This is a genomic window from Pseudomonas sp. KH_046_2 (assembly GCF_057838985.1).
On sequence record NZ_CM174480.1, the window covers coordinates 2,294,814 to 2,315,442 of the forward strand.

Below are 20,629 nucleotides of genomic sequence, written 5' to 3' on the forward strand. Positions count from 1 at the left end.
TGTTGGTTGACGCAATTGTTGACCGGTACACCGAAATCGCGGGCAAGTTCGCTTCCGCCCATCGGTGCAGACTGATCGGAAAATGTGCGGGAGACGCCTACAATCTGCTGCGTCTTTTCATGTCTTGCGGTATGTTCTTTACCCGATGTCGTTTGCCGCTCCGCCCGGTATTCTGGAAACTTTCTTCTATGTCGTTACCTCCCGTTTCAGGCCCTGGCTCGTGCCCACCGGCAGACGCCGATCAGTCGATTGCCGACACCAAGGTAGTGCCACCACGTGGGGCGCGACGCCTGGTGCCACGGGAACAGTTGATGACGCGCCTGCAAGAGGTTCGCCGGCAGCGGTGCGTGGTGATCCAGGGCCCGGCCGGCTGCGGCAAGACCAGCACTTTGTTGGCCTGGCGTCGTGAATTGCTGGCAATGAATTTCGATGTGGCGTGGCTATCATTGGCCGCCGAGGACAACGAACCGGGCCGTTTCAGCCATTGCCTGCAAGCGAGCCTCGCCGAAGTGCTGCCCGAGCAGATCCGTGATGCCGGGTTCCTGCTTGGTCGCGATCACAACGAAATGGCCGTTGAGCATTGGGTCATTACGCTGGTTCAGGGAATCGCACAGCATTCCCGCGAGTTGGTCTTGATGCTCGATGACGTGCAGCATCTGCAAGATCAGCGGGTTGTCCAGGCACTGCAATGGCTGATCGACTACGCGCCGCAAAACCTGCATCTGGTATTTGGGACGCGCGCGCCCATGCCGTTTCCGCTGGCACCGTTGCGGGCGCGAGGCCAGGTCAGTGAATTCGATCTGCGCGACCTGCGTTTCACGCGTGCCGAGTCGGAGCATTTCCTGCGCGAGCACCTGGGCACCATCGATGCCCGCGACGCGGCGGTACTGCACGAACTGACCGATGGCTGGGTTGCCGGGCTGCAACTGTTTGCCGTTGACCTCAAGGCCAAGCAGATGACCCGCTTCGACCGGGTGCAGATTCGCGATGCCACCGGGTTCGCCGACTATTTCGAGCGTGAGGTACTGGTGCGTCTGGCTCCCGACGACTTGCACTTGCTCACATGCGCATCGATCTGCGAACGATTTTGTGCCTCGTTGTGCGCGACGTTGCTCGGTCAACCTCATGCCATTGCCGGCATGATGACCCAACTGGCTCGGCTCGATGGCGACAACCTCTTCATTACCCAGGTCAAAAGCCACGACCGCGAGACCTGGTATCGATTGCACCCGCTGCTGTGCGGAGTGCTGCGTGCAAGGCTGGCGGCCAGGCCGCAGCAGGAGCAGGTTCTGCACGCGGTCGCGCGCGGATGGTTCAGTGAGCACGAGCATCTCGATGAGGCGGTGCGCCATGCAGTGCGGGCCGGTGATGCCGAGGCCGCCGCCGATATCGTTGAAGCCTGCGCCAATGACTTGCTGGCCAAGGGTAATCTCAGCCAGATTGCCGGTCTGTTGAAGGGTTTGCCCGCCGAACAGACAGCAGAACGTTACGGGCTGCAGTTGGTGAAGGCTCATTTGCAGCTGTACTCGCGTAACTTCCCGGCTTTGCACCAGACCCTTGCGCACCTGCAAACCCATTACGCCGGGCTCGACAGCCAACAGCGCTATACGCTCACGGTGTTGAAAGGCAGCCTGGCCATTCATCAGGACGACACCACTGCGATGCTGGCGATTTTGCCCGAGCTGCTGGCGATTCCCGCCGAGGCCGATGACTTTTCCTGGTCGGGGCGCAGCAATACGCTGGGCTGGTTGTACATGTACCAGGGCGAATTCGAGAAGGCGCGGGAGATCCTCGAAGGCGGTGAACGGCCGCTCGGTTCGCCGCGCCGCAGCCTGCTGGGGCGTTGCATGAGTGGCATGAGCCTGGCACTCGAAGGTCGCGCCACCCAGGCCGAGCATCTCTATCGCGAAGTACTGGAGGAGACCGAGAAGCAGGGCGTGGCCTATCTGGTGGTCAGCACCATGGCCGCCGGCTTGCTCGGCACCGCCTTGTACGAACAGGGTGACTACGACGGCACTTGCCTGTTGCTCGAACAACGGATGAAACTGCTGGAACAATCGGCGATCCCCGAAACGGTGTTGCAATGCCTGCAAACATTGGCCATGGCCCATTGGCTGGCAGGGCGGCAGGCTGAGGCCTGGAGCTGGCTGGACCGGCTGGAAAACTATGCGACCCGTTTTGACCTCGGACGCCTTCTGGTCTGTGCGCTACTGGTGCGTATGCGCTGGTTGCAACAAACAGGCGATGAAGCCGCTGCCGACACGGCATTGCAACGCATCCAGCACACCGCCCGGTGTTATCCCGCATCAGGCCCGGGTACGGCATTGGAAATCCAGATCATTGCGGGTCGGGCGCAGGTTGAACGACACCTGCATGCCGGCGCGTTTGACGTGGCCACCGAAGCTTTGCCAGCATTGATCGAAGCGTCGCAGAATGACCGGCGTTGGCGGCGAGTGGTGCCGATGCGCATACAGATGGCAATCATCGAACTGGGGAATGGCAGACCGCTGGAAGCGCGCGAACAACTGATCGAGGCACTACGCCAGGGACACCGGCTCGGATTGGTTCGTAGCATTCTCGACGCAGGGGCGGGCGTTCCTTCGATGCTCGAGGCGCTGTTGACCGATCGTGTCCTCGATCCGGTGCTGACGTTTTATGTGCAGCGCCTGCTCGGCAGCGCCCGCAGTGTGCAGGCCAGCCCCACGCAGGAGCCGGGCGCCGACCCTGCCAACCTGCTCAGCATTCGCGAACTGGATGTGCTCGGCCTGGTGGCCCAGGCGCTGCCGAACAAGAAGATCGCCCGGGTGCTTAACCTGTCACCGGAAACGGTGAAATGGCACATGAAGAATATTTTCTACAAGCTGGAGGTCACCGGGCGTGATGAGGCCATCGCCAAAGTGCGCGACCTGGAACTGAAGCTGCCCGGCAACCCGCAGGTTTGATCAGTCCTGGCGGGGCTTGCCGTGCAGGCTTGGGGTATTGCCGATAAACGTCGCCTTGCCCCGGGCCACCAGGCGTTCGCCATCGAGCAGGTCGAGGCTGGCATGGGACAGCGAGCGCCCGACCCGGTGAACCTGAACATGGGCTTCGACCCAGCTGCCGAGATTGGCCGGGCTCAGGTAATCCATGCTCAGGTTGATGGTCGCGGGCGGCAGGTCGGTGGCCGCCGCCAGTCTCAGTGCCCGGCCGAATGCGGTGTCGGCCAGGGTCGCGAGAAAACCGCCGTGGGCGATGCCCAGCGGGTTCAGGTGTTCGGGACGAATGCGCGCGGCCAGTACCGAGCGTTCTTCGTGGACATACAGGCCGGTGCAATGCACCACGAAACCGGCGCGCCCCATCGGCAGGAAACCGGCAGGTGGCCGGTCCTCGTGGGCGGCTGCTTCAAAGGGTTCAGGGATTGAATTCATGGGTATGTGCTCGTTGTGCGCATGCAGTGGTTGAGGCCAGGCATTCAAGGTGCTGCTCACATCAAATCCTGTAGGAGCGAGCCTGCTCGCGATGTGCTCAAGAACGACGCGTTTATCCAGTCGGTTCGCGTTATCGTTGACGTCCATCGCGAGCAGGCTCGCTCCTGCAGTGGCCGGCTTCGCGTTACAGCGTACGGGCAATCAGCTCTTTCATGACTTCATTGGAGCCACCGTAGATGCGCATCGGCCGGGTGTTGATGTGCAGGCGGGCGATTGGATACTCCAGCATGTAGCCGTAGCCGCCGTGCAGCTGCAGGCACTCGTCGATGATCTGGCAGGCTTGTGTCGAGGCCCACCACTTGGCCATGGCGGCGGTGGTCGCGTCCAGTTCGTGGTTGATCATCTTGCCCAGACAATCGTGGACAAACGTGCGGGCGATGGTCACGGTGGTCTGCATTTCCGCCAGCTTGAAGCGGGTGTTCTGCATGTCCAGCAGCGGCTTGCCGAACAGCTTGCGGTCATTGGTGTACTTGATGGTTTCCTCGACCGCGCGCTCCATGGCACCCAGCGCGTTCATGGCGATGAACATCCGCTCTTCCGGCAGTTGCTGCATCAACTGGACGAAACCCTTGCCTTCTTCCGGGCCGAGCAGGTTGGCCACCGGCACGCGCACGTCATCGAAGAACAGCTCCGAGGTGTCCTGACCTTTCTGGCCAAGCTTGTCGAGGATGCGCCCACGACGGAAGCCCGGCAGATCGTTGACCTCAAGCACGATGATCGACATGCCCTTGGCGCCCAGCGACGGATCGGTCTTGCACACCAGCAGTACCAGATCGGCCTGGGAACCGTTGGTGATGAAGGTCTTCGAACCATTGATCACGTAGTGATCGCCATCGCGAATGGCCTTGGTCTTGACGTTCTGCAGGTCGGTGCCGGCGCCCGGTTCGGTCATGGCAATGGCGGCAACCATTTCGCCCGTAGCCATCTTCGGCAGCCAGCGCAGTTTCTGCTCTTCAGTGGCGTAACGCAGGATGTAGTGGGCACTGATGGCGCTGTGCACGTTGGTGCCCAGGCTGGTAGCCACCGCGCGGGCCAGTTCATAGCCAATGATCGCGTTATGCGCGTGGCTGCCGCCGCTGCCGCCGTACTCCTCCGGAATGGCCGGGCACAGCATGCCCATCTCACCAGCCTTCAGCCAAGTCTCGCGGTCCACGTGTTTCTGGTGGGCCCAGCGTTCTTCATGGGGAACCAATTCTTCGGCGGCAAAGCGGCGCACTGACGCCTGGAAGATTGCCAGGTCTTCGGTCATCCAAGATGGTCTGTATTCGCTCATTTGAATCCTCGGTAGGTCAGGGGACAGGGACTCTTGTAATGCTGGGCGTGGTGCGCACTTTCAGCGAGCGCCGAAGGGATGATGCTGCGGAGTAGGTGCGGGATCGTTCGAAGGGATGCATCGGGGGAGTAACTTCGGGGCCGACGAAACGGCGATCCATTGTCGGAGCGAGATCTGTTCGGCATACATCTGCATTACTCCCTCCACTCGTTCCTTGGAACGCCTCCCACTACCTCCGCAACTTCATCCCTTCGACGGTCGTAGCGCCGTTGTGGGCAAACCTAGGATGAATCCCACAAGAACCAGCCGGCCGGCGGGTACGACAACCGAACGTGTATGCCAAAGGAAATTTATCCATGAGTGAAAAAGTCGTCGTCGCCGGGGTCGGCATGATCCCCTTCTCCAAACCGGGCAAAAGCCCAAGCTATACCGACATGGGCGCCGAGGCCGTGCGCCTGGCCCTGAAGGATGCCGGCATCGGTTACGACAAGGTGCAGATGGCATTCACCGGCTATGTCTATGGCGATTCCACCTGCGGGCAGACCGCCCTGTATGAAGTGGGTCGTACGGGTATTCCGGTGGTGAACGTCAATAACAACTGCTCCACCGGTTCCACGGCCTTGTACCTGGCCCGCGCCGCCGTGCAGAGCGGTCAGGCCGAGTGTGTGCTGGCCCTGGGTTTCGAGCAGATGCAGGCCGGTGCGCTGAAGTCGCACTGGGATGACCGTCCACAGACTCGGGCCAGTGTGGTCCATGTGATGGAAGACCTGACCCGTGACGTCGATTTGCCGCGTGCGCTGAAAACCTTCGGCGGTGCCGGTCGCGAACACATGCAGAAGTACGGCACCCGCATGGAAACCTTCGCCGCCATCCGCGCCAAGGCTAGCCGCCATGCCGCGAACAATCCGCTGGCGTTGTTCAAGAACATCCTCACCACCGAAGACGTGATGAACGACCAGGTAATGTGGCCGGGCGTAATGACTCGCCTGATGGCCTGCCCGCCAACCTGCGGTGCAGCGGCGGCGATTATCTGCTCGCCAGCCTTCGCCAAGAAACACGGCCTGCGCAGCGACGTGGTGATCCTCGCCCAGTCGATGGTCACCGACCCGGTCGAGTCGTTCGATCCGCCGTCGATGATTGCCTACGCCGGTTTCCACATGACCCAGCGCGCCGCGCAATCGGTCTACGAGCAGGCGGGTGTCGGCCCACAGGACGTACGCGCCGTGGAACTGCATGACTGCTTCGCCCACAACGAATTGCTGACCTACGAAGGCCTGGGTCTGTGCACCGTCGGCGGCGGCGAGCAGTTTGTCCTCGACGGCGACAACACCTACGGCGGCCAAGTGGTGACCAACCCGTCCGGCGGCCTGCTTTCCAAGGGCCACCCACTGGGCGCCACCGGCCTGGCCCAGTGCTACGAGCTGACCCACCAACTGCGCGGCACCGCCGACAAGCGCCAGGTCGAAAACCTGAACATCGCGTTGCAACACAACCTGGGCCTGGGCGGCGCCTGCGTCATCACCATGTACGGGCGCAACTGAGTCTTTCCAGGCGCGTGCCCTGACGGGCACGCACAACAAGAAAAGGAGTGAGACAAATGGCAGACAAGAGTCTGATCGGGCACAAGCTCGACAAGTTCAGCGTCGACGTGGAGAAGGGCCGCTTGCGCTTTTTCGCCAAGGCGATCGGCGAGACCGACCCGGTCTATACCAACGAAGCGGCGGCGCTCGCGGCGGGCCACCGGGCATTGCCGGTTCCGCCCACGTTCCTGAAATGCCTGGAAGGCGAAGGCCGTGACCTCACCGCTTTCCTGAAGCTGTGCGACTTCGACCTCGGCCGCATCCTGCACGCCGAACAATCCTTCGTTTATCACGCCATGGCCTACGCCGGTGACGTGCTGACCTTCGACGCGGGCATCACCGACGTTTACGAGAAGAAGGGCGGTGCCCTGCAATTCGTGGTCACGGAATCGCGCGTGACCAACCAGCACGGCGAACACATCGCCGATGTCCGCTCGTCTCTCGTACAGCGTTGAGGAAATGTCGATGACCCTGTCCCAAAACACCGGCGCGCAATTCTCCGATATCCAGGTTGGCGATGAAGTGCCGTTGCTGAAGCTGCAACCGATCAACCGCACGACCCTGGCGCTGTACTGCGGCGCGTCGGGCGACCACAACCCGATCCACGTCGACATCGACTTCGCCCGCAAGTCGCGCATGCCCGACGTGTTTGCCCACGGCATGTTGTCGGCCGCCTACCTCGGTCGCCTGTTGACCCAATGGGTGCCTCAGCACCAGGTCCGCAGCCTGTCGATCCGCTTCACCGGCATCACTCAGCTGGGTCATGTGCCGACCTGTACCGGCAAGGTCACCGAGAAGTTCGAAGAGAACGGCGAGAAGCGCGTGCGCGTGGCGATCCGTTGCTCGAACCAGTACGGCGAAGAAAAGCTCGCCGGCGAAGCTGTCGTGGCCCTGGCCTGAACCACATAAACCCCAATTCACAGGAAAATAAAAATGAAAAAGCTTGAAGGCAAAGTCGCTCTGGTCACCGGTTCCGGTCGTGGTATCGGGCGTGAAGTCGCCCTGCAATTGGCCGCCTACGGCGCCAAAGTCGTGATCAACGACCTCGATGCCGAACCGGCCGATCAAGTGGTTGCCGAGATCCGCGCCGCCGGCGGTGAAGCCGTGGCTTGCGTCGGCAGCGTGACCGCCGCCGATTTCGCCGATCGTTTCGTGCAGACTGCCGTCAAGACCTACGGCTCGATCGACATCATCATCAACAACGCCGGTTTCACCTGGGACAACGTGATCCAGAAGATGAGCGACGAGCAGTGGTACGCGGTCATCGATTGCCACCTGACCGCGCCGTTCCGCATCCTGCGCGCTGCCCAGCCAGTGATCAGTGCCCTGGCCAAGAAAGAAGCCGCCGAAGGCCGCGAAGTACTGCGCAAAGTCGTGAACATCTCCTCCGGCGCTGCGGGCGGTAACGTCGGCCAGTCTAACTATTCCTCGGGTAAATCCGGCATTTTGGGCCTGACCAAGACCCTGTCCAAAGAGTGGGGCCGCCTGAAGGTTAACGTCAACGCTGTCGCATTCGGCTTGATCGATACCCGCCTGACCCAGGCTCTTTCCGGCGATGACAGCAAGACTGTGAACATCGAAGGTCGCGAAATCAAGGTCGGCGTGCAGCAGGCACGTCTTGACGGCGTCGCCGCCACCATTCCGTTGGGCCGTGTTGGCAAGCCAGAAGAAGCAGCGGGTGCGGTGGTGATGTTCTGCCTGCCGGAATCCAACTTCTGCTCCGGCCAGGTCATCTACTGCGGCGGTGGTCCAGGTTCCAATTTCTAAGGCTGTCGCGGTTTTTGCCCTGAAGTGCAGGGCCAACGATTTGTCGCGCCTGTTGACCCTTGTCGGTCAACAGGCTTCAGAACCTGAGGAATTTGCAATGCTGGAAAACTACCGCTCGCCCTGGATGACCGAAGACCTGGAATCGTTCAACGACATGGTCCTGCGCTTTGCCAAGGAATACATGGAACCGAACGAGCTGAAATGGCGCGAGCAGCATTACGCCGACCGTTCCGCCTGGCTCAAGGCGGGCGAGTTGGGCCTGATCCTGCCCGACGTTTCGGAAGAGTACGGCGGCGCCGGTGGTCATATCGGCCACTACGTGTGCGTGGTCAACACCATGAGCGCCAATGGCGGTGGCTTGGGCTTGGGACTGAGCCATATCGTCGCTCACTACATCCTCGAGTCCGGCACTGAAGCACAGAAGAAGTACTGGCTGCCGAAAATCGGTTCCGGCGAGATCATCAGTGCCATTGCCATGACCGAACCGGGCGCCGGCTCCGACCTGCAGTCGGTGCGCACCCGCGCCGTGAAGAAGGGCGACAAGTACGTCATCAACGGCGCCAAGACTTTCATCAGCAATGGCCAGACCTGCGACATGGTGCTGGTGATTGCCAAGACCGATATCACCCAGGGCGCCAAGGGTGTTTCGCTGTTCATGGTCGACACCAAAACTCCGGGTTTCCGTCGCGGCAAGTTGCTGAGCAAAGTCGGCATGCACGCTCAGGACACCTCGGAAATGTTCTTCGATGACGTCGAAGTGCCGGCGGATTGCCTGCTCGGCGAAGTAGAGGGTCGCGGGTTCTACACCTTGATGAGCCAGCTGCCCTACGAGCGTGCGCAGATCGGTGTCGGCGCCGTTGCAGTCATGGAACGTGCCCTGCGCCTGACCGTGGAATACACCAAAGACCGCAAGGTGTTTGGCAAACCGGTTATCGACTTTCAGAACAGCCGCTTCGTGCTCGCGGACGTCAAGGCGACCGTGTTGGCGTCGCGGACTTTCGTCGACCTGATCATCCAGCGCTGGATCGACGGCACCCTCGATACCACCCTGGCTTCGATGGGCAAGTTCTGGCTGACCGAACGTCAAGGCGAAGTGCTCGACCGTTGCCTGCAACTGTTCGGCGGCTACGGCTACATGAATGAATACCCGATTGGCCGGATGTGGGCCGATGCCCGGGTGGCGCGCATTTACGGTGGTTCCAACGAAATTCAGCGCGAGGTCGTTGCGCGGTCGCTCTAACCGGCGCAGCGCCGTCCGAAGCGTCGACAGTTCCAAATCGATTGAATAATAAAAAAGCAATTTGGAGTTTTCATGTACATCACTCAAGGGCTGCACCGTCATCTGCAGCAACGTCCCAATGCCGTATCGATCCGCTCCCAGGGTCGCAGCATCACCTACGCCGAATTCGGTGACCGCGTGGCGCGCCTGGCCAGTGCACTCAAAGACCTGGGCGTTGCCAGCGGCGATCGCGTGGCGATGCTGTCGTTCAACTCCCAGCGCTTTATCGAGTACTACCAGGCCGTGCCGTGGGCCGATGCCGTGGTCAACCCGGTGAACTTTCGCTGGAGTGCGGCGGAGATCATCTACTCGCTGGACGACTCGGAAACCACTGTGCTGATCGTCGACGATCACCACAAAGCCCTCGGTACCAAAGTGCTCGAGCAAGCGAAAACCGTGCGCCTGGTGATCTACGCCGGTGACGGTGAAACGCCCGAGGGCATGCTCAACTACGAAACACTGATCGATACCAGCGAGCCGGTAGAAGATGCGCGTCGTAGCGGCGATGCCTTGCTCGGTATTTTCTACACCGGCGGCACCACCGGCCACCCGAAAGGCGTGATGCTCAGCCACAACAACGTCGCATTCTCGGCAATGAATTCCTTGATTGCGGGTCGCTGCAAAAAAGAATCGGTTTTCCTGCACGCGATGCCGATGTTCCATCTCGCCGATTTCGCGGCGATGACCGCACTGTTCATATCTGGAGGGACCCACGCGGTCCTGCAGACGTTCTCCGCGCAGGGCGTACTGGAAATCATCGACAGCGAGAAAGTCCATGAAGTCCTGCTGGCGCCCACCATGATTCAAATGTTGCTGGACTGGCACCAGGAGCACGGGCAGGCACTCGATCTCAGCTCCCTGAAGCGAGTCATCTACGGGGCGTCGATAATCACCCCGGCGTTGCTCGACCGGGCATGCAAAGTGTTCACCGGTGCCGGATTCTCCCAAGGCTACGGCATGACCGAATTGTCCCCGGTGGCATCAATCCTCGACACCGAGTACCACAGCGCCGAGCACCAGGCCAGCGGCAAGATGTATTCGGCCGGCGTGCCAGTGCACTGTGTGGAGATCCGTATCGTTGATGCCAACGACAATGAAGTACCTCGTGGCACCGTGGGCGAAATTATCGTGCGTGGCCCGAACGTGATGCTTGGGTACTGGAAGAAGCCGGAAGTGACCGCTGAAACGTTGCGTGGTGGCTGGATGCACACGGGTGATGGCGGCTACATGGACAAGGATGGCTTCATCTACATCTGCGACCGACTTAAGGACATGGTGGTCAGTGGTGGCGAGAACATTTACTGCGGTGAAGTCGAAGCCGCGATCGCCAGCCATCCGGCTGTCGCGCAAAGCGCCGTGATCGGCATCCCTTGCAAGAAGTGGGGCGAGACGGTGCACGCGGTGATCATCCTCAAGGCCGGCGCCAGCGTCACCAGTGAAGAAATCATTGCTCACTGCCGTGAACGGATTGCCGGCTACAAGGTGCCGCGCAGTGTCGAGTTCCGCGAAACACTGCCGCTGACCAGCGTCGGCAAAGTGTTGAAGACCGAACTGCGCAAACCCTTCTGGGAAAACCTCCAGCGCGGGATCGCCTGACCCTTGACTGTCGCGCGGTCAGTACGGCCGCGCATCTTAACTTCAACGCCAGGAACCGAGACGCATCCACGGGTGCGCGCGGATCGCCTTGCGTCAATACAATCGGAGGACGCATGAGCATTACGAGATTGCGTGGAGCTTGCTACCCACATCTGCTGGCAGTCACCGTCGCTGCCGCAGTCACCCCACAGGCTTTTGCCAAGGATTTCAGCATCGGTGAAATCGAAGGCAGTTTCGATTCCGCGCTGTCGGTCGGCGCCAGCTGGGCCGTTCGCGGACCCGACCCGGATTTCATTTCCAATTTCAATTCGCAAGGCGTCAGGGGTAATGCATCGTCGCGAACCAACGATGACAACCGCCTGAACTTCAAAAAGGGCGAGACGTTCTCGAAGATCTTCAAGGGCGTGCATGACCTGGAATTGAAATACGGTGACAGCGGCGCCTTCGTGCGCGGCAAGTACTGGTACGACTTCGAGTTGATGGACGAGAGCCGTTCGTTCTACGACATCGACGATCATGGTCGCCAGCGCGCGGCGAAGTCGTCCGGGGCGATGTTTCTCGACAGCTTTGTCTACCACAACTACACCATCGACGAGTTGCAGGGCAACGTGCGCCTGGGCAAGCAAGTCGTCAGCTGGGGCGAAAGCACCTTCATCGGCAACTCGATCAACAGCATCAACCCGATCGACGTCGCGGCGCTGCGCCGGCCAGGTGCCGAGGTCAAGGAAGGCCTGATTCCGGTGAACATGCTGTACGTGTCCCAGGGGCTGACCGAAAACGTCACCGCCGAAGCGTTCTACCAGATCGAATGGGCACCGTCGGTGATCGACAACTGCGGCACCTTCTTCGGCAACGACGTGACGCCTGAAGGCTGTAATGACCGCGCCGTACTGGCGGGCCTCGACCTGCCGCCCGGTGTGGCCAACAACACCGGCACACCCGGTCTGCTCGACGACGCCTATATTCCGCGCACCAAGACCAAGGATGCCCGCGACAGCGGCCAATTCGGCCTGGCGCTGCGCTGGTTTGCCGCCGAACTGAACGACACCGAGTTCGGCGCCTATGCCATGAACTACCACAGCCGCAATCCAAGCCTGAATTTTACCCGCGCCACGAACACCGCCAACGCGGTGGCGGCGATTCGTACCGCCAGCTACAACGTGGTTTACCCCGAAGATGTGCGTCTGTATGGCTTGAGTTTCGCGACCAACGTCCTCGGCACTTCGCTGGGTGGCGAGGTGAGCTTCCGGCCGAACATGCCGTTGAATCTCAACGGTGCCGACATCAACCTGGCGGCGGTGGGCAACGCAGCGTCACCTTTGTTCGTGGGCGGTCAATCGAGCAATGTCGCCGGGGCCGCCGTCGACGGTTACAAGCGCATGCCGGTGCTGCAAGCGCAGATGAGCGCCACCCGGTTCATCGACCAGGTCCTCGGTTCCGAGCGTCTGACGCTGGTGGGCGAGGTGGGCTACAACCACATCAACGGCCTGGGTTCCAGCGATGGCACCGAAGCGCGCTTTGGCCGCAATACCGTGTTCGGCGCCGGGCAACTGGTCAACCAGGCGGTCTGCGTCGGGCAGAACACCCCGGTGCCCGGCCAGCCTGGCGTTACCCGCCCAAGCAACCCGCAGCAGGAATGCAACAGCCACGGTTTCTATACCAGCGACTCCTGGGGCTATCGCCTGCGCGGCAAGCTCGAATACCCCAACGTAATTGCCGGCATCAACCTTTCACCCAACCTGGCCTGGTCCCACGACGTCGACGGCTTTGGCCCGAACTTCGACGAAGGCAGCAAAGCGGTCAGCCTCGGCGTGGATGCCGACTACATGAACACCTACACCGCAAGCCTCAGCTACACCGATTACTTCGGCGGAAAGTGGAATACCAACACTGATCGCGACTACGTCGCCCTCAGCTTCGGCGTGAACTTCTGATACTGCTCAGACGGAGACAATAAAAATGCAATCCAGCACTCTGATCAAAGCCTGCACGTTGACCCTCAGCCTGATCGCGTCCAGCGTCATTGCGGCCGTTTCGCCGCAGGAAGCTGCGCAATTGGGCACCACGCTGACACCGCTTGGCGGCGAGAAAGCCGGCAATGCCAGCGGCACTATTCCTGCCTGGGCCGGTGGTTTGAAACCCAACGCCGCGCCGATGACCGATGACTTTCTCGGCAACCCTTTCGAAGGCGAAAAACCGCAGTTCGTGATCACCGCCGCCAACGCCGCGCAGTACAAGGACAAGCTGACTGCCGGGCAACTGGCGATGTTCCAGCGCTATCCCGACACCTACAAGATCCCGGTGTACAAAACCCAGCGCACCGCCTCGGCGCCGCAAGAGGTTTACGATGCGGCGAAGAAAAGTGCGGTGACCACCGAGTCTGCCAACGACGGTTACTCGTTGAAGAACTTCGAGCAGTCGCATTACTACGCATTCCCGATTCCCAAGACCGGCCTTGAAGTGGTGTGGAACCACCTGAGCCGTTCTCGCGGCACCAACTTCATCAGCCGCCAGATACAAGCCACCCCGCAGGTCAACGGTGACTACACCCCGGTGCAGATCGAGTTCGCCACGGGGCTGCCATGGAAAATGAGCGACGCCAAGCCTGAGGACAGCGCCAACATTCTGTTCTACACCAAGCAAACCGTGACCGCCCCGGCGCGTTTGGCCGGTGGTGTGCTGCTGATCCACGAAACCCTCGACCAGATCAAGGAACCCCGCATGGCCTGGGCCTACAACGCCGGCCAACGCCGCGTGCGTCGTGCGCCACAAGTGGCCTATGACGGCCCGGGCACGGCGGCGGACGGCATGCGCGTGGCCGATAATGCCGACATGTACAACGGTGCGCCGGACCGCTATGACTGGAAGCTGATCGGCAAAAAAGAAATCTACGTGCCCTACAACAACTACCTGCTGCAATCGCCGAAGTTGAAGTACGCGGACATCATCAAGCCCGGCCACATCAACCAGGACCTGACGCGCTATGAGCTGCACCGCGTTTGGGAAGTGGAGGGCACCCTCAAGCCAGGCCAGCGCCACATCTACGCCAAGCGTCACATGTACTTCGACGAAGACACTTGGGCTGCCGTGGAAATCGACCAGTACGACGGTCGCGGTGCGCTGTGGCGTGTGAGCGAAGGCTACCTGGTCAACGATTACAAACAGGGCGTCGCGGTGTACGCCGCGATGGGCGTCTATGACTTGCTGGCTGGTCGTTACCTGGTGTCGAACCTGGGCAACGAGAACAAGCGCGGCACCGACTACGCCTACCAGCCCACCATGAACGATTTCACCCCGGCAGCCTTGCGCAACGCCGGTATTCGCTAAGCCATTCAAGGCATCGCTGTTCGTCTTCGCAAGAGGGCGAACGGCTGCCCCCTGAGTCACTTTCACTGGATCTGGAGAACAGTAATGTCGCAAAAACCTTACGTTGTCGGCGTTGGCATGATCCCGTTTGTCAAACCGGGCACCAGCGGTACCTATATCGAAATGGGCTCGGAGGCCATTCGCCTTGCCCTGCAAGATGCCTGCGTGGATTACCGATTGGTTCAGCAAGCGTACGCAGGATACGTTTACGGCGATTCCACCAGCGGCCAGGCCGCCCTCTATGAAGTGGGCATGAGCGGCATCCCGGTGATCAACGTCAACAACAACTGCGCCACCGGTTCCAGTGCCTTGTTCCTGGCGCGTCAGGCAGTGGAAAGCGGTGCGGTTGAATGTGCCCTGGCGTTTGGTTTCGAGCAGATGCAACCCGGTGCCCTCAAAGGCAATTGGGATGATCGCCCACGAGCCACCACGCACATGACCCAATCGGTGATCGATGAGCTGACCGCTGACGTGGAAATCCCGAGTGCACTGCGAATGTTCGGCGGTGCCGGTCGCGAGCACATGCAAAAGTACGGCACGCAAATGAGCACTTTTGCTGCAATTCGCGCCAAGGCCAGCCGACATGCCGCCAACAACCCGCTGGCGCTGTTCCGCAAAGTGGTCAGCACTGATGACGTGATGAACGACATGGTGATGTGGCCGGGCGTGATGACCCGCCTGATGGCTTGCCCACCGACTTGCGGCGCGGCGGCCGCGATCATTTGCACCGAAGCCTTTGCCAAAAAACACAACCTGCGCACTGACGTGGTGATCCTCGCCCAGTCGATGACCACCGACAAACCGGTGTGCTTCGAATCGCGGTCGATGATCGAAGTGGTGGGTTTCGACATGGCGCAACGTGCAGCCAAGGAAGTGTATGAGGAGGCTGGCGTCGACCCACTGGACATCCGCGTCGCCGAAATGCACGACTGCTTCGCCCACAACGAATTGCTGACCTATGAATCCCTGGGTCTGTGCGATGTCGGCGGCGCCGAGAAGTTTGTTCTCGCTGGCGACAACACCTACGGCGGCCAGGTCGTGACCAACCCGTCCGGTGGCTTGCTGTCCAAAGGGCATCCGCTGGGCGCAACCGGTTTGGCGCAGTGCTATGAGCTGACCCAGCAGTTGCGTGGCAATGCCGACAAACGCCAGGTTGAAGGCGTGAATGTGGCACTGGCGCATAACCTTGGGCTAGGTGGTGCTTGCGTCGTGACGTTGTACGGTCGCGCTTGATTCAATTGCCGGGTGTGCCCCTATTTCCGGTTGACACCGAACCCTGTAGGAGCAAGCTCGGCTCCTATAAGTTATGTATCAAGCAGCAATGCTATTAAACGCAGTCCAACAGCAGCTGTTTAAGCACCGTCAGCCTTACGTCTTGAAAGCTACAAGACCTTGCGCCGTTGCCTACGGGTACGCCAGAATCCGCCGGCTTGTGCGCCTTGGAGCCCATCGGTAACTTGATCCGTGTCACTGCTCATCAGTGATCGGGTTTAGTAGCCCGGAGAAGAAACAACGGTTGCACAAGCGTCTTTTGGTCAGGTGCCCACCTGCCATTAATGGTAGCTGTGCGCATGGCGTTTTCGGACGCGCCGGTTTGTTGCTTTCCCGGTCTACTAACTTGCGCACAGCTGCCACCCTTCGTTTAGTAGCGAAATGGTTGCGGCCTTACCAAGTGAGTAAAGCAACTATGTTAAAAGTCACACCAAACCCGCCAGACGAAGATCCGGCATCGCCCTACGAACCCGATTCCAAAAAGCTCAACGAAGCCGCCGAGCGCGCCCTCAACTTCCATTTCCCCTCAACAGCCAACATCAAGGCGACACCGCGCACCGTCAGCACCCTGTTCACCGTCGACCCGCAGGCGACGAGCGAAACCTTGATGGTGTATCTGGTGGAAACCCTGGCCTCGGTGGATGTGATGGTCCATCAATTGGTCGATCACCTGGACGGCGGATCACGCAACGCACTGCTGGGCATCTCCAACAGCGTGATGCTGGCCGAGATCACCGCAAACCGCGTGCTGGACCAGATCGACCCACCTGAATAGCCGACCAAACAAATGTCCCCCTGTGGGAGCTAGCCTGCTAGCGATGGCGCCGTGTCAGCCAGCATTGATGTCGCTGACACTCCGCTATCGCTAGCAGGCTAGCTCCCACAGTGATTGTGGTGATCACGGTGAATAGTGTGTTGTTAGATTATGTTGCGATTTCTAGCGGGTTTTCCTTTACCCGAACTGGCGGTTTCGGGCACGTCGAACGCAGCCCATCAATGTGTTCCATCAGGCTTTCAGGGATGCTTTGCCACATCGGGTCGAGCACAAAATCGATGCCTTCGCGCCGGGCCAACTTTGCTGCCGGTACAAAGTCTGCGTCACCTGCGACCAACACAATCTGATCCACCTGTTTTTTGAATGACAGCGACGCCACATCCACGCCGATTCTCATATCAACGCCTTTTTGCCGGGTGTCCATGCTGACGTCGTGCTCCGTCAGGTCTACGAGCTGAATTTTGCCCTTGAGCAGGTCGGCTATTTTTGCTGCCTTGATGGTCCACTTCGTATCTTTCGACAGATGCCCAAGTCGCAATGCCACTTTGCGTTTACTTCGCAGCCTCGCGTGCAGTTCCTTGCGGAACATAGCTTCCCTGGACTTAGAGAAATCCACGGATTTTTTACTGATGGGATTGTGTTGTCTCGTTTCCAGCGGTGGGCAGTCGTAGAAGAAGATTCGGTAGAGGTCTTTACGATGTCGTTGCTGCGGCGGACTTTGCCCGTTGGCGCGTGCGACAATTTTGCTTGAAAGGTGGGCCATCGCCCATCGGTGAACAAGGTCGGCTGCACGCTCAGCATTGAATGCATTTTGCGGTTCGATCCTTCGAAAGCGCTTGATGAAGTAGGCGCCGTCAACCAGTACTGCAGTGGGCATGCTTTCTTCCTGATAGCAAAACGCCCAAGGTGTCGGCGCGTCCTGGATGATTAGGACGGCGTACTGCCTTGGGCGGGATTGGGGCAGACTAGATGAGGTTGCTGATAGCGTCAACCGCTCCTTTTTGAGCTACCGAGACGAGAAAGACAGGTTGCTCTCGGAGGGAAGCTCCTTGCCGCTGATACTGGCGGCGGAAAAACAATAAATCCCAAGCCAATGGTGTACAAGCCGGCGGTTTCTGTAATGGGTGTAGGCAAAAGCCTTAAAAAAAACCGGCCCTCAACGAGGGCCGGCGTACTTGACGAAGGGACGCGATGAGCGTCAAGCACATCCCTACATCGAGTTACTCGCTCTTGGCAACCTGATCGACTTTCTGCATGCGGTTGGTATCCATCAACACCAGGCCGAAGGCCATGCCGTACATGATCCGGCCTTGCTTGTCGACTTTCATCGGCGCGTACATCCCGTTGAAGATCGGGTCGCTGTCGGTGGCGATTTCCAGGACGGTTTTGCCGGTGTCGAGGTCCATACCGATGTGGAAGCCTTCGCCCAGACGGTCGGAGTAGAAGCCGTTGATCAGCGCCATGCGGCTGCCACCGCTGATCATTGGCACGATCGAAATCGAACCGACGTCAGTGCGCGTCCACAGGGTGTTCCACTGGTCCTTGGCGTGGTCCCACTTGTACATCGCCACACCACTCGGTGCCGGGCGGGTCATGCCGTTGAGCATGGTCACGTAGTAGCCGGACTTGGCCAGTACCGGTTTTTCCACGGCCGGAATGTTGTTGACCACGAAGGCATGGCCGTCATACACCGCAACCGATTGTTCCGATTGCACGGTAGGAACATCCGGCCCCAGGTCGACTTCACGCTGGTCGGCAACTCGCGGCGACGAGGTGCCAGGTTTCTGCTTCCAGCCAGCCGGGATCTTGTCGCGCCACATGGCGACCAGGTTCATCTTCTTCGCGCCGTCGGTGAACACCACCAGTTTGTCTTCATCCGGACCGTAGCCCATCAGGGTAGGGGTGGAGCCGGTGCCATCGGCGATCTTGATCGAGGTGAAGCGCGGCCCGCGCTCATACGGGGCTTTCCACGCACCACTGGCTTCGTCCGCGTGGATCTTGCCCTGTTTGTCGACCACCAGGCGGTACATGTTCTGGTTGGACGCCACGTACACGGCACCACCATCGACTTCCGGACCGGTAGCGAAGGAGTTGAGGAACAACTCGTCGCTGCCTTCCACACGGTAGCTGTCGATCAGTTTCAGGGTGGTGCGATCAAGGGTGGCCACGGTGCCGCCCATGGTGTTGACCACCAGGAAGCCGTTCGGCGTCATGCCCATGCCGAAGGTGGTGTCCACCGGGATATTCATCCCGCGCTTGGTCTTCTCGTTATCGAACAAGGCATCCGGCAGTTGCACTTCCTGGGTGAGTTTCATGCCCGACTTCGGGTCTTTGTGGTCGTTCTGGTCGATACGGAATACACGACGGGCGCTGGCACCGATAAACGCGTCTTCGCGGGTCAGCAACGAGTAAATGGCCCCGCCGAGGAGTTGATCCGCGGTGCCAGTCAGCATGCGGTTGGGTTGCGCACTCATGTAGTCGAGCAAACCTTTTTCGTCCTTGGCCTCAAGGAACTTGCGGGTCTCGGCGGCCTGCTGCAAGCGCTGCTCTGGCGTGATCGGCTGGTAGTTGGGCAGTTTGACCGGCAGGTCGACGCGGGCCACTTCAGTGAGCTTGAAGTCATCCTCGATCTTCACCTTGCGCAGCGAAAATCCGGCCCAGAACCAGTACAGGTCGGTGTCGCCGACCTTGTCGGAGTATTGCACCAGGCTGCCCGATTCGTTGGGCAGTACGCGGTAGGCGTCCGGGGTCATCTTGAACGTGCCACGCGGCACGGCGATGTCGGTGCTGTCCGATGCGCCGTCGTTCCAGTGCGTTTGGTTGTTGTAGGACTGCGCCAGAAAAGGGTTGACCGGTGCGCTCTGGCCGGCAGTGGCCAATACCGGGACAGTCAGGCAGGTGGCCAGAAGCGCCCAATGTGAACGTAGAGCAAACATATTGTCTTCCTTTGTTTTGTTGTTATTGCCAGCGGAGGAAGGTCCAGAGTAGCGAGCCCTTTTTCGCCCCATAGCCCCCCATAGCGGGGGGCATGTTTCGGGGGTGGGGCTCTGCTAGCGTATTCGCCATGTTTTTGCACATCGCGGGCTATCGAAGTCCCTTTGTGAGATCACGGCAAACAAGGAATAAAATATGCTGTCAGGTATCAAAGTCGTAGAAATCTGTGGCATCGGCCCGGGGCCGTTCTGTGCCATGCACCTGGCCGATTTGGGCGCCGATGTCATCGCCGTTGAGCGTGCCGAATCCGTCTCGATCACCGGCGAAGCCAACGCCCCGGCCAACCCGTTGAACCGTGGCAAGCGCTCGGTGGTGGCCGACCTGAAAAGCCCTGAAGGGCGCGAAGCCGTCCTGAAACTCATCGAGAGCGCCGACGTCCTGATCGAGGGCATGCGCCCCGGCGTCATGGAGCGTCTGGGCCTTGGTCCGCAGGAATGCCAGGTGCGCAACCCGCGACTGGTTTATGGACGCATGACCGGTTGGGGCCAGAACGGCCCGATGGCCAGCGCCGCCGGCCACGACAACAATTACATCGCACTGTCCGGTGCGCTGTATCACAGCGGCACGGCTGGCGAAGCGCCTTCATCACCGATCACCCTGATCGGTGACATCGGCGGCGGCGCGTTGTATCTGGCGGTCGGTGTATTGGCTGGTGTGCTCAACGCCCGGCAGACCGGCAAGGGTACCGTGGTCGATGCTGCCATCGTCGACGGCTCGGCGCACATGATGCAGTTGATGATGTCGCTGTCCCGCCGAGGCTTGCTCCAGGAGCAACGCGGCAAGAGCGTCCACGACGGCTCTCACTTCTACGCCACTTATCGCTGCGCCGACGACCAGTACGTGGCGCTGGGCTCGATGGAGCCGCAGTTCTATGCGCTGCTGCTGCAAAAACTCGGGTTGCAGGATGATCCGCGCTTCGCCAAACAGTGGGATGTGAAACGTTGGGACGAACTGCGCGGATTGCTGGCCGACGTGTTTGCTGGCCAGCCACGCGCCCACTGGTGTGACCTGCTCGAAGGCACCGATGTGTGCTTTGCCCCGGTACTGAGCCCGCGTGAAGCCTCACAGCATCCGCATATGGTGGAGCGGGGCGTGTATTTCGAACGCGAAGGCATGCTGCAAGCCAGCCCCGCCCCACGGTTTGACGGCCAGGTCGCGACACCGGGGGCGATTCCGACACGGGGTGCGCACACGGAGCAGGTCATGGCCGGGCTGGACGGCAATGACCTTGCCGTTGTCTGGCGGTCGTAGGTTCTGGAA

At 60.2% G+C, this 20,629-nt stretch carries 16 protein-coding genes; 12 read left to right on the forward strand and 4 right to left on the reverse strand.

Features of this window, described 5'->3' with window-relative positions:
* Positions 1–188 precede the first annotated feature (188 nt).
* Positions 189–2,942 carry a winged helix-turn-helix domain-containing protein gene (locus AC3IX1_RS10425; protein WP_489388091.1) on the forward strand — a complete coding sequence of 918 codons (2,754 nt, stop codon included), beginning with the start codon at positions 189–191 and terminating at the stop codon, positions 2,940–2,942.
* On the opposite strand, the gene AC3IX1_RS10430 is transcribed toward AC3IX1_RS10425, so the two are convergent.
* Positions 2,943–3,407 (reverse strand): PaaI family thioesterase, encoded by a 465-nt coding sequence (locus AC3IX1_RS10430; RefSeq protein WP_489388092.1) that lies wholly within the window; start codon positions 3,405–3,407, stop codon positions 2,943–2,945.
* A gap of 184 nt (positions 3,408–3,591) precedes the next feature.
* Positions 3,592–4,740 carry an acyl-CoA dehydrogenase family protein gene (locus tag AC3IX1_RS10435; RefSeq protein ID WP_489388093.1) on the reverse strand — a complete coding sequence of 383 codons (1,149 nt, stop codon included), beginning with the start codon at positions 4,738–4,740 and terminating at the stop codon, positions 3,592–3,594.
* 356 nt (positions 4,741–5,096) lie between these two features.
* Here AC3IX1_RS10435 and AC3IX1_RS10440 point away from each other — a divergent pair, with 356 nt between their 5' ends.
* From AC3IX1_RS10440 to AC3IX1_RS10485, 10 genes are all read left to right on the forward strand, one after another.
* Positions 5,097–6,281, forward strand: a complete 1,185-nt coding sequence (locus tag AC3IX1_RS10440; RefSeq protein WP_489388094.1) for a lipid-transfer protein — start codon at positions 5,097–5,099, stop codon at positions 6,279–6,281.
* A 56-nt stretch (positions 6,282–6,337) separates the two neighbouring features.
* Entirely contained in the window at positions 6,338–6,775 is a 438-nt protein-coding gene (locus tag AC3IX1_RS10445; protein ID WP_489388095.1) for a MaoC family dehydratase N-terminal domain-containing protein, read from the forward strand.
* A 10-nt stretch (positions 6,776–6,785) separates the two neighbouring features.
* Complete coding sequence (locus AC3IX1_RS10450) at positions 6,786–7,220, forward strand: MaoC family dehydratase (protein WP_489388096.1); 435 nt, start codon at positions 6,786–6,788, stop codon at positions 7,218–7,220.
* 33 nt (positions 7,221–7,253) lie between these two features.
* On the forward strand, positions 7,254–8,087 hold the full coding sequence (locus AC3IX1_RS10455; protein ID WP_489388097.1) for an SDR family NAD(P)-dependent oxidoreductase: 834 nt from the start codon (positions 7,254–7,256) through the stop codon (positions 8,085–8,087).
* A 97-nt stretch (positions 8,088–8,184) separates the two neighbouring features.
* A complete protein-coding gene (locus AC3IX1_RS10460) occupies positions 8,185–9,327 on the forward strand; it encodes an acyl-CoA dehydrogenase family protein (RefSeq protein WP_489388098.1) in 1,143 nt (380 codons plus the stop codon).
* A gap of 72 nt (positions 9,328–9,399) precedes the next feature.
* Entirely contained in the window at positions 9,400–10,962 is a 1,563-nt protein-coding gene (locus AC3IX1_RS10465) for a long-chain-fatty-acid--CoA ligase (protein WP_489388099.1), read from the forward strand.
* A gap of 113 nt (positions 10,963–11,075) precedes the next feature.
* On the forward strand, positions 11,076–12,896 hold the full coding sequence (locus AC3IX1_RS10470; protein ID WP_489388100.1) for a DUF1302 domain-containing protein: 1,821 nt from the start codon (positions 11,076–11,078) through the stop codon (positions 12,894–12,896).
* A 25-nt stretch (positions 12,897–12,921) separates the two neighbouring features.
* Entirely contained in the window at positions 12,922–14,289 is a 1,368-nt protein-coding gene (locus tag AC3IX1_RS10475; RefSeq protein WP_489388101.1) for a DUF1329 domain-containing protein, read from the forward strand.
* A gap of 84 nt (positions 14,290–14,373) precedes the next feature.
* Positions 14,374–15,561, forward strand: a complete 1,188-nt coding sequence (locus tag AC3IX1_RS10480; protein ID WP_489388102.1) for a lipid-transfer protein — start codon at positions 14,374–14,376, stop codon at positions 15,559–15,561.
* Positions 15,562–16,015: 454 nt separating this feature from the next.
* On the forward strand, positions 16,016–16,375 hold the full coding sequence (locus tag AC3IX1_RS10485) for a DUF6124 family protein (RefSeq protein ID WP_489388103.1): 360 nt from the start codon (positions 16,016–16,018) through the stop codon (positions 16,373–16,375).
* 148 nt (positions 16,376–16,523) lie between these two features.
* Here the strand turns inward: AC3IX1_RS10485 and AC3IX1_RS10490 are convergent, their stop codons facing one another.
* Entirely contained in the window at positions 16,524–17,252 is a 729-nt protein-coding gene (locus AC3IX1_RS10490) for an NYN domain-containing protein (RefSeq protein ID WP_489388104.1), read from the reverse strand.
* 343 nt (positions 17,253–17,595) lie between these two features.
* The gene (locus AC3IX1_RS10495) at positions 17,596–19,311 is read right to left on the reverse strand and encodes a hypothetical protein (protein ID WP_489388105.1); all 1,716 of its coding nucleotides are present in this window, start codon (positions 19,309–19,311) and stop codon (positions 17,596–17,598) included.
* 193 nt (positions 19,312–19,504) lie between these two features.
* Between AC3IX1_RS10495 and AC3IX1_RS10500 the strand changes: the two genes are divergently transcribed.
* Positions 19,505–20,620, forward strand: coding sequence for a CaiB/BaiF CoA transferase family protein (locus AC3IX1_RS10500; RefSeq protein WP_489388106.1), 1,116 nt, complete (start codon positions 19,505–19,507; stop codon positions 20,618–20,620).
* Positions 20,621–20,629 lie beyond the last annotated feature (9 nt).

Coding starts and splice junctions, on each gene's coding strand:
- AC3IX1_RS10425 (WP_489388091.1), top strand. CDS start 189: ATGTCGTTACCTCCCGTTTCAGGCCCTGGCTCGTGCCCACCGGCAGAC.
- AC3IX1_RS10430 (WP_489388092.1), bottom strand. CDS start 3,407: ATGAATTCAATCCCTGAACCCTTTGAAGCAGCCGCCCACGAGGACCGG.
- AC3IX1_RS10435 (WP_489388093.1), bottom strand. CDS start 4,740: ATGAGCGAATACAGACCATCTTGGATGACCGAAGACCTGGCAATCTTC.
- AC3IX1_RS10440 (WP_489388094.1), top strand. CDS start 5,097: ATGAGTGAAAAAGTCGTCGTCGCCGGGGTCGGCATGATCCCCTTCTCC.
- AC3IX1_RS10445 (WP_489388095.1), top strand. CDS start 6,338: ATGGCAGACAAGAGTCTGATCGGGCACAAGCTCGACAAGTTCAGCGTC.
- AC3IX1_RS10450 (WP_489388096.1), top strand. CDS start 6,786: ATGACCCTGTCCCAAAACACCGGCGCGCAATTCTCCGATATCCAGGTT.
- AC3IX1_RS10455 (WP_489388097.1), top strand. CDS start 7,254: ATGAAAAAGCTTGAAGGCAAAGTCGCTCTGGTCACCGGTTCCGGTCGT.
- AC3IX1_RS10460 (WP_489388098.1), top strand. CDS start 8,185: ATGCTGGAAAACTACCGCTCGCCCTGGATGACCGAAGACCTGGAATCG.
- AC3IX1_RS10465 (WP_489388099.1), top strand. CDS start 9,400: ATGTACATCACTCAAGGGCTGCACCGTCATCTGCAGCAACGTCCCAAT.
- AC3IX1_RS10470 (WP_489388100.1), top strand. CDS start 11,076: ATGAGCATTACGAGATTGCGTGGAGCTTGCTACCCACATCTGCTGGCA.
- AC3IX1_RS10475 (WP_489388101.1), top strand. CDS start 12,922: ATGCAATCCAGCACTCTGATCAAAGCCTGCACGTTGACCCTCAGCCTG.
- AC3IX1_RS10480 (WP_489388102.1), top strand. CDS start 14,374: ATGTCGCAAAAACCTTACGTTGTCGGCGTTGGCATGATCCCGTTTGTC.
- AC3IX1_RS10485 (WP_489388103.1), top strand. CDS start 16,016: ATGTTAAAAGTCACACCAAACCCGCCAGACGAAGATCCGGCATCGCCC.
- AC3IX1_RS10490 (WP_489388104.1), bottom strand. CDS start 17,252: ATGCCCACTGCAGTACTGGTTGACGGCGCCTACTTCATCAAGCGCTTT.
- AC3IX1_RS10495 (WP_489388105.1), bottom strand. CDS start 19,311: ATGTTTGCTCTACGTTCACATTGGGCGCTTCTGGCCACCTGCCTGACT.
- AC3IX1_RS10500 (WP_489388106.1), top strand. CDS start 19,505: ATGCTGTCAGGTATCAAAGTCGTAGAAATCTGTGGCATCGGCCCGGGG.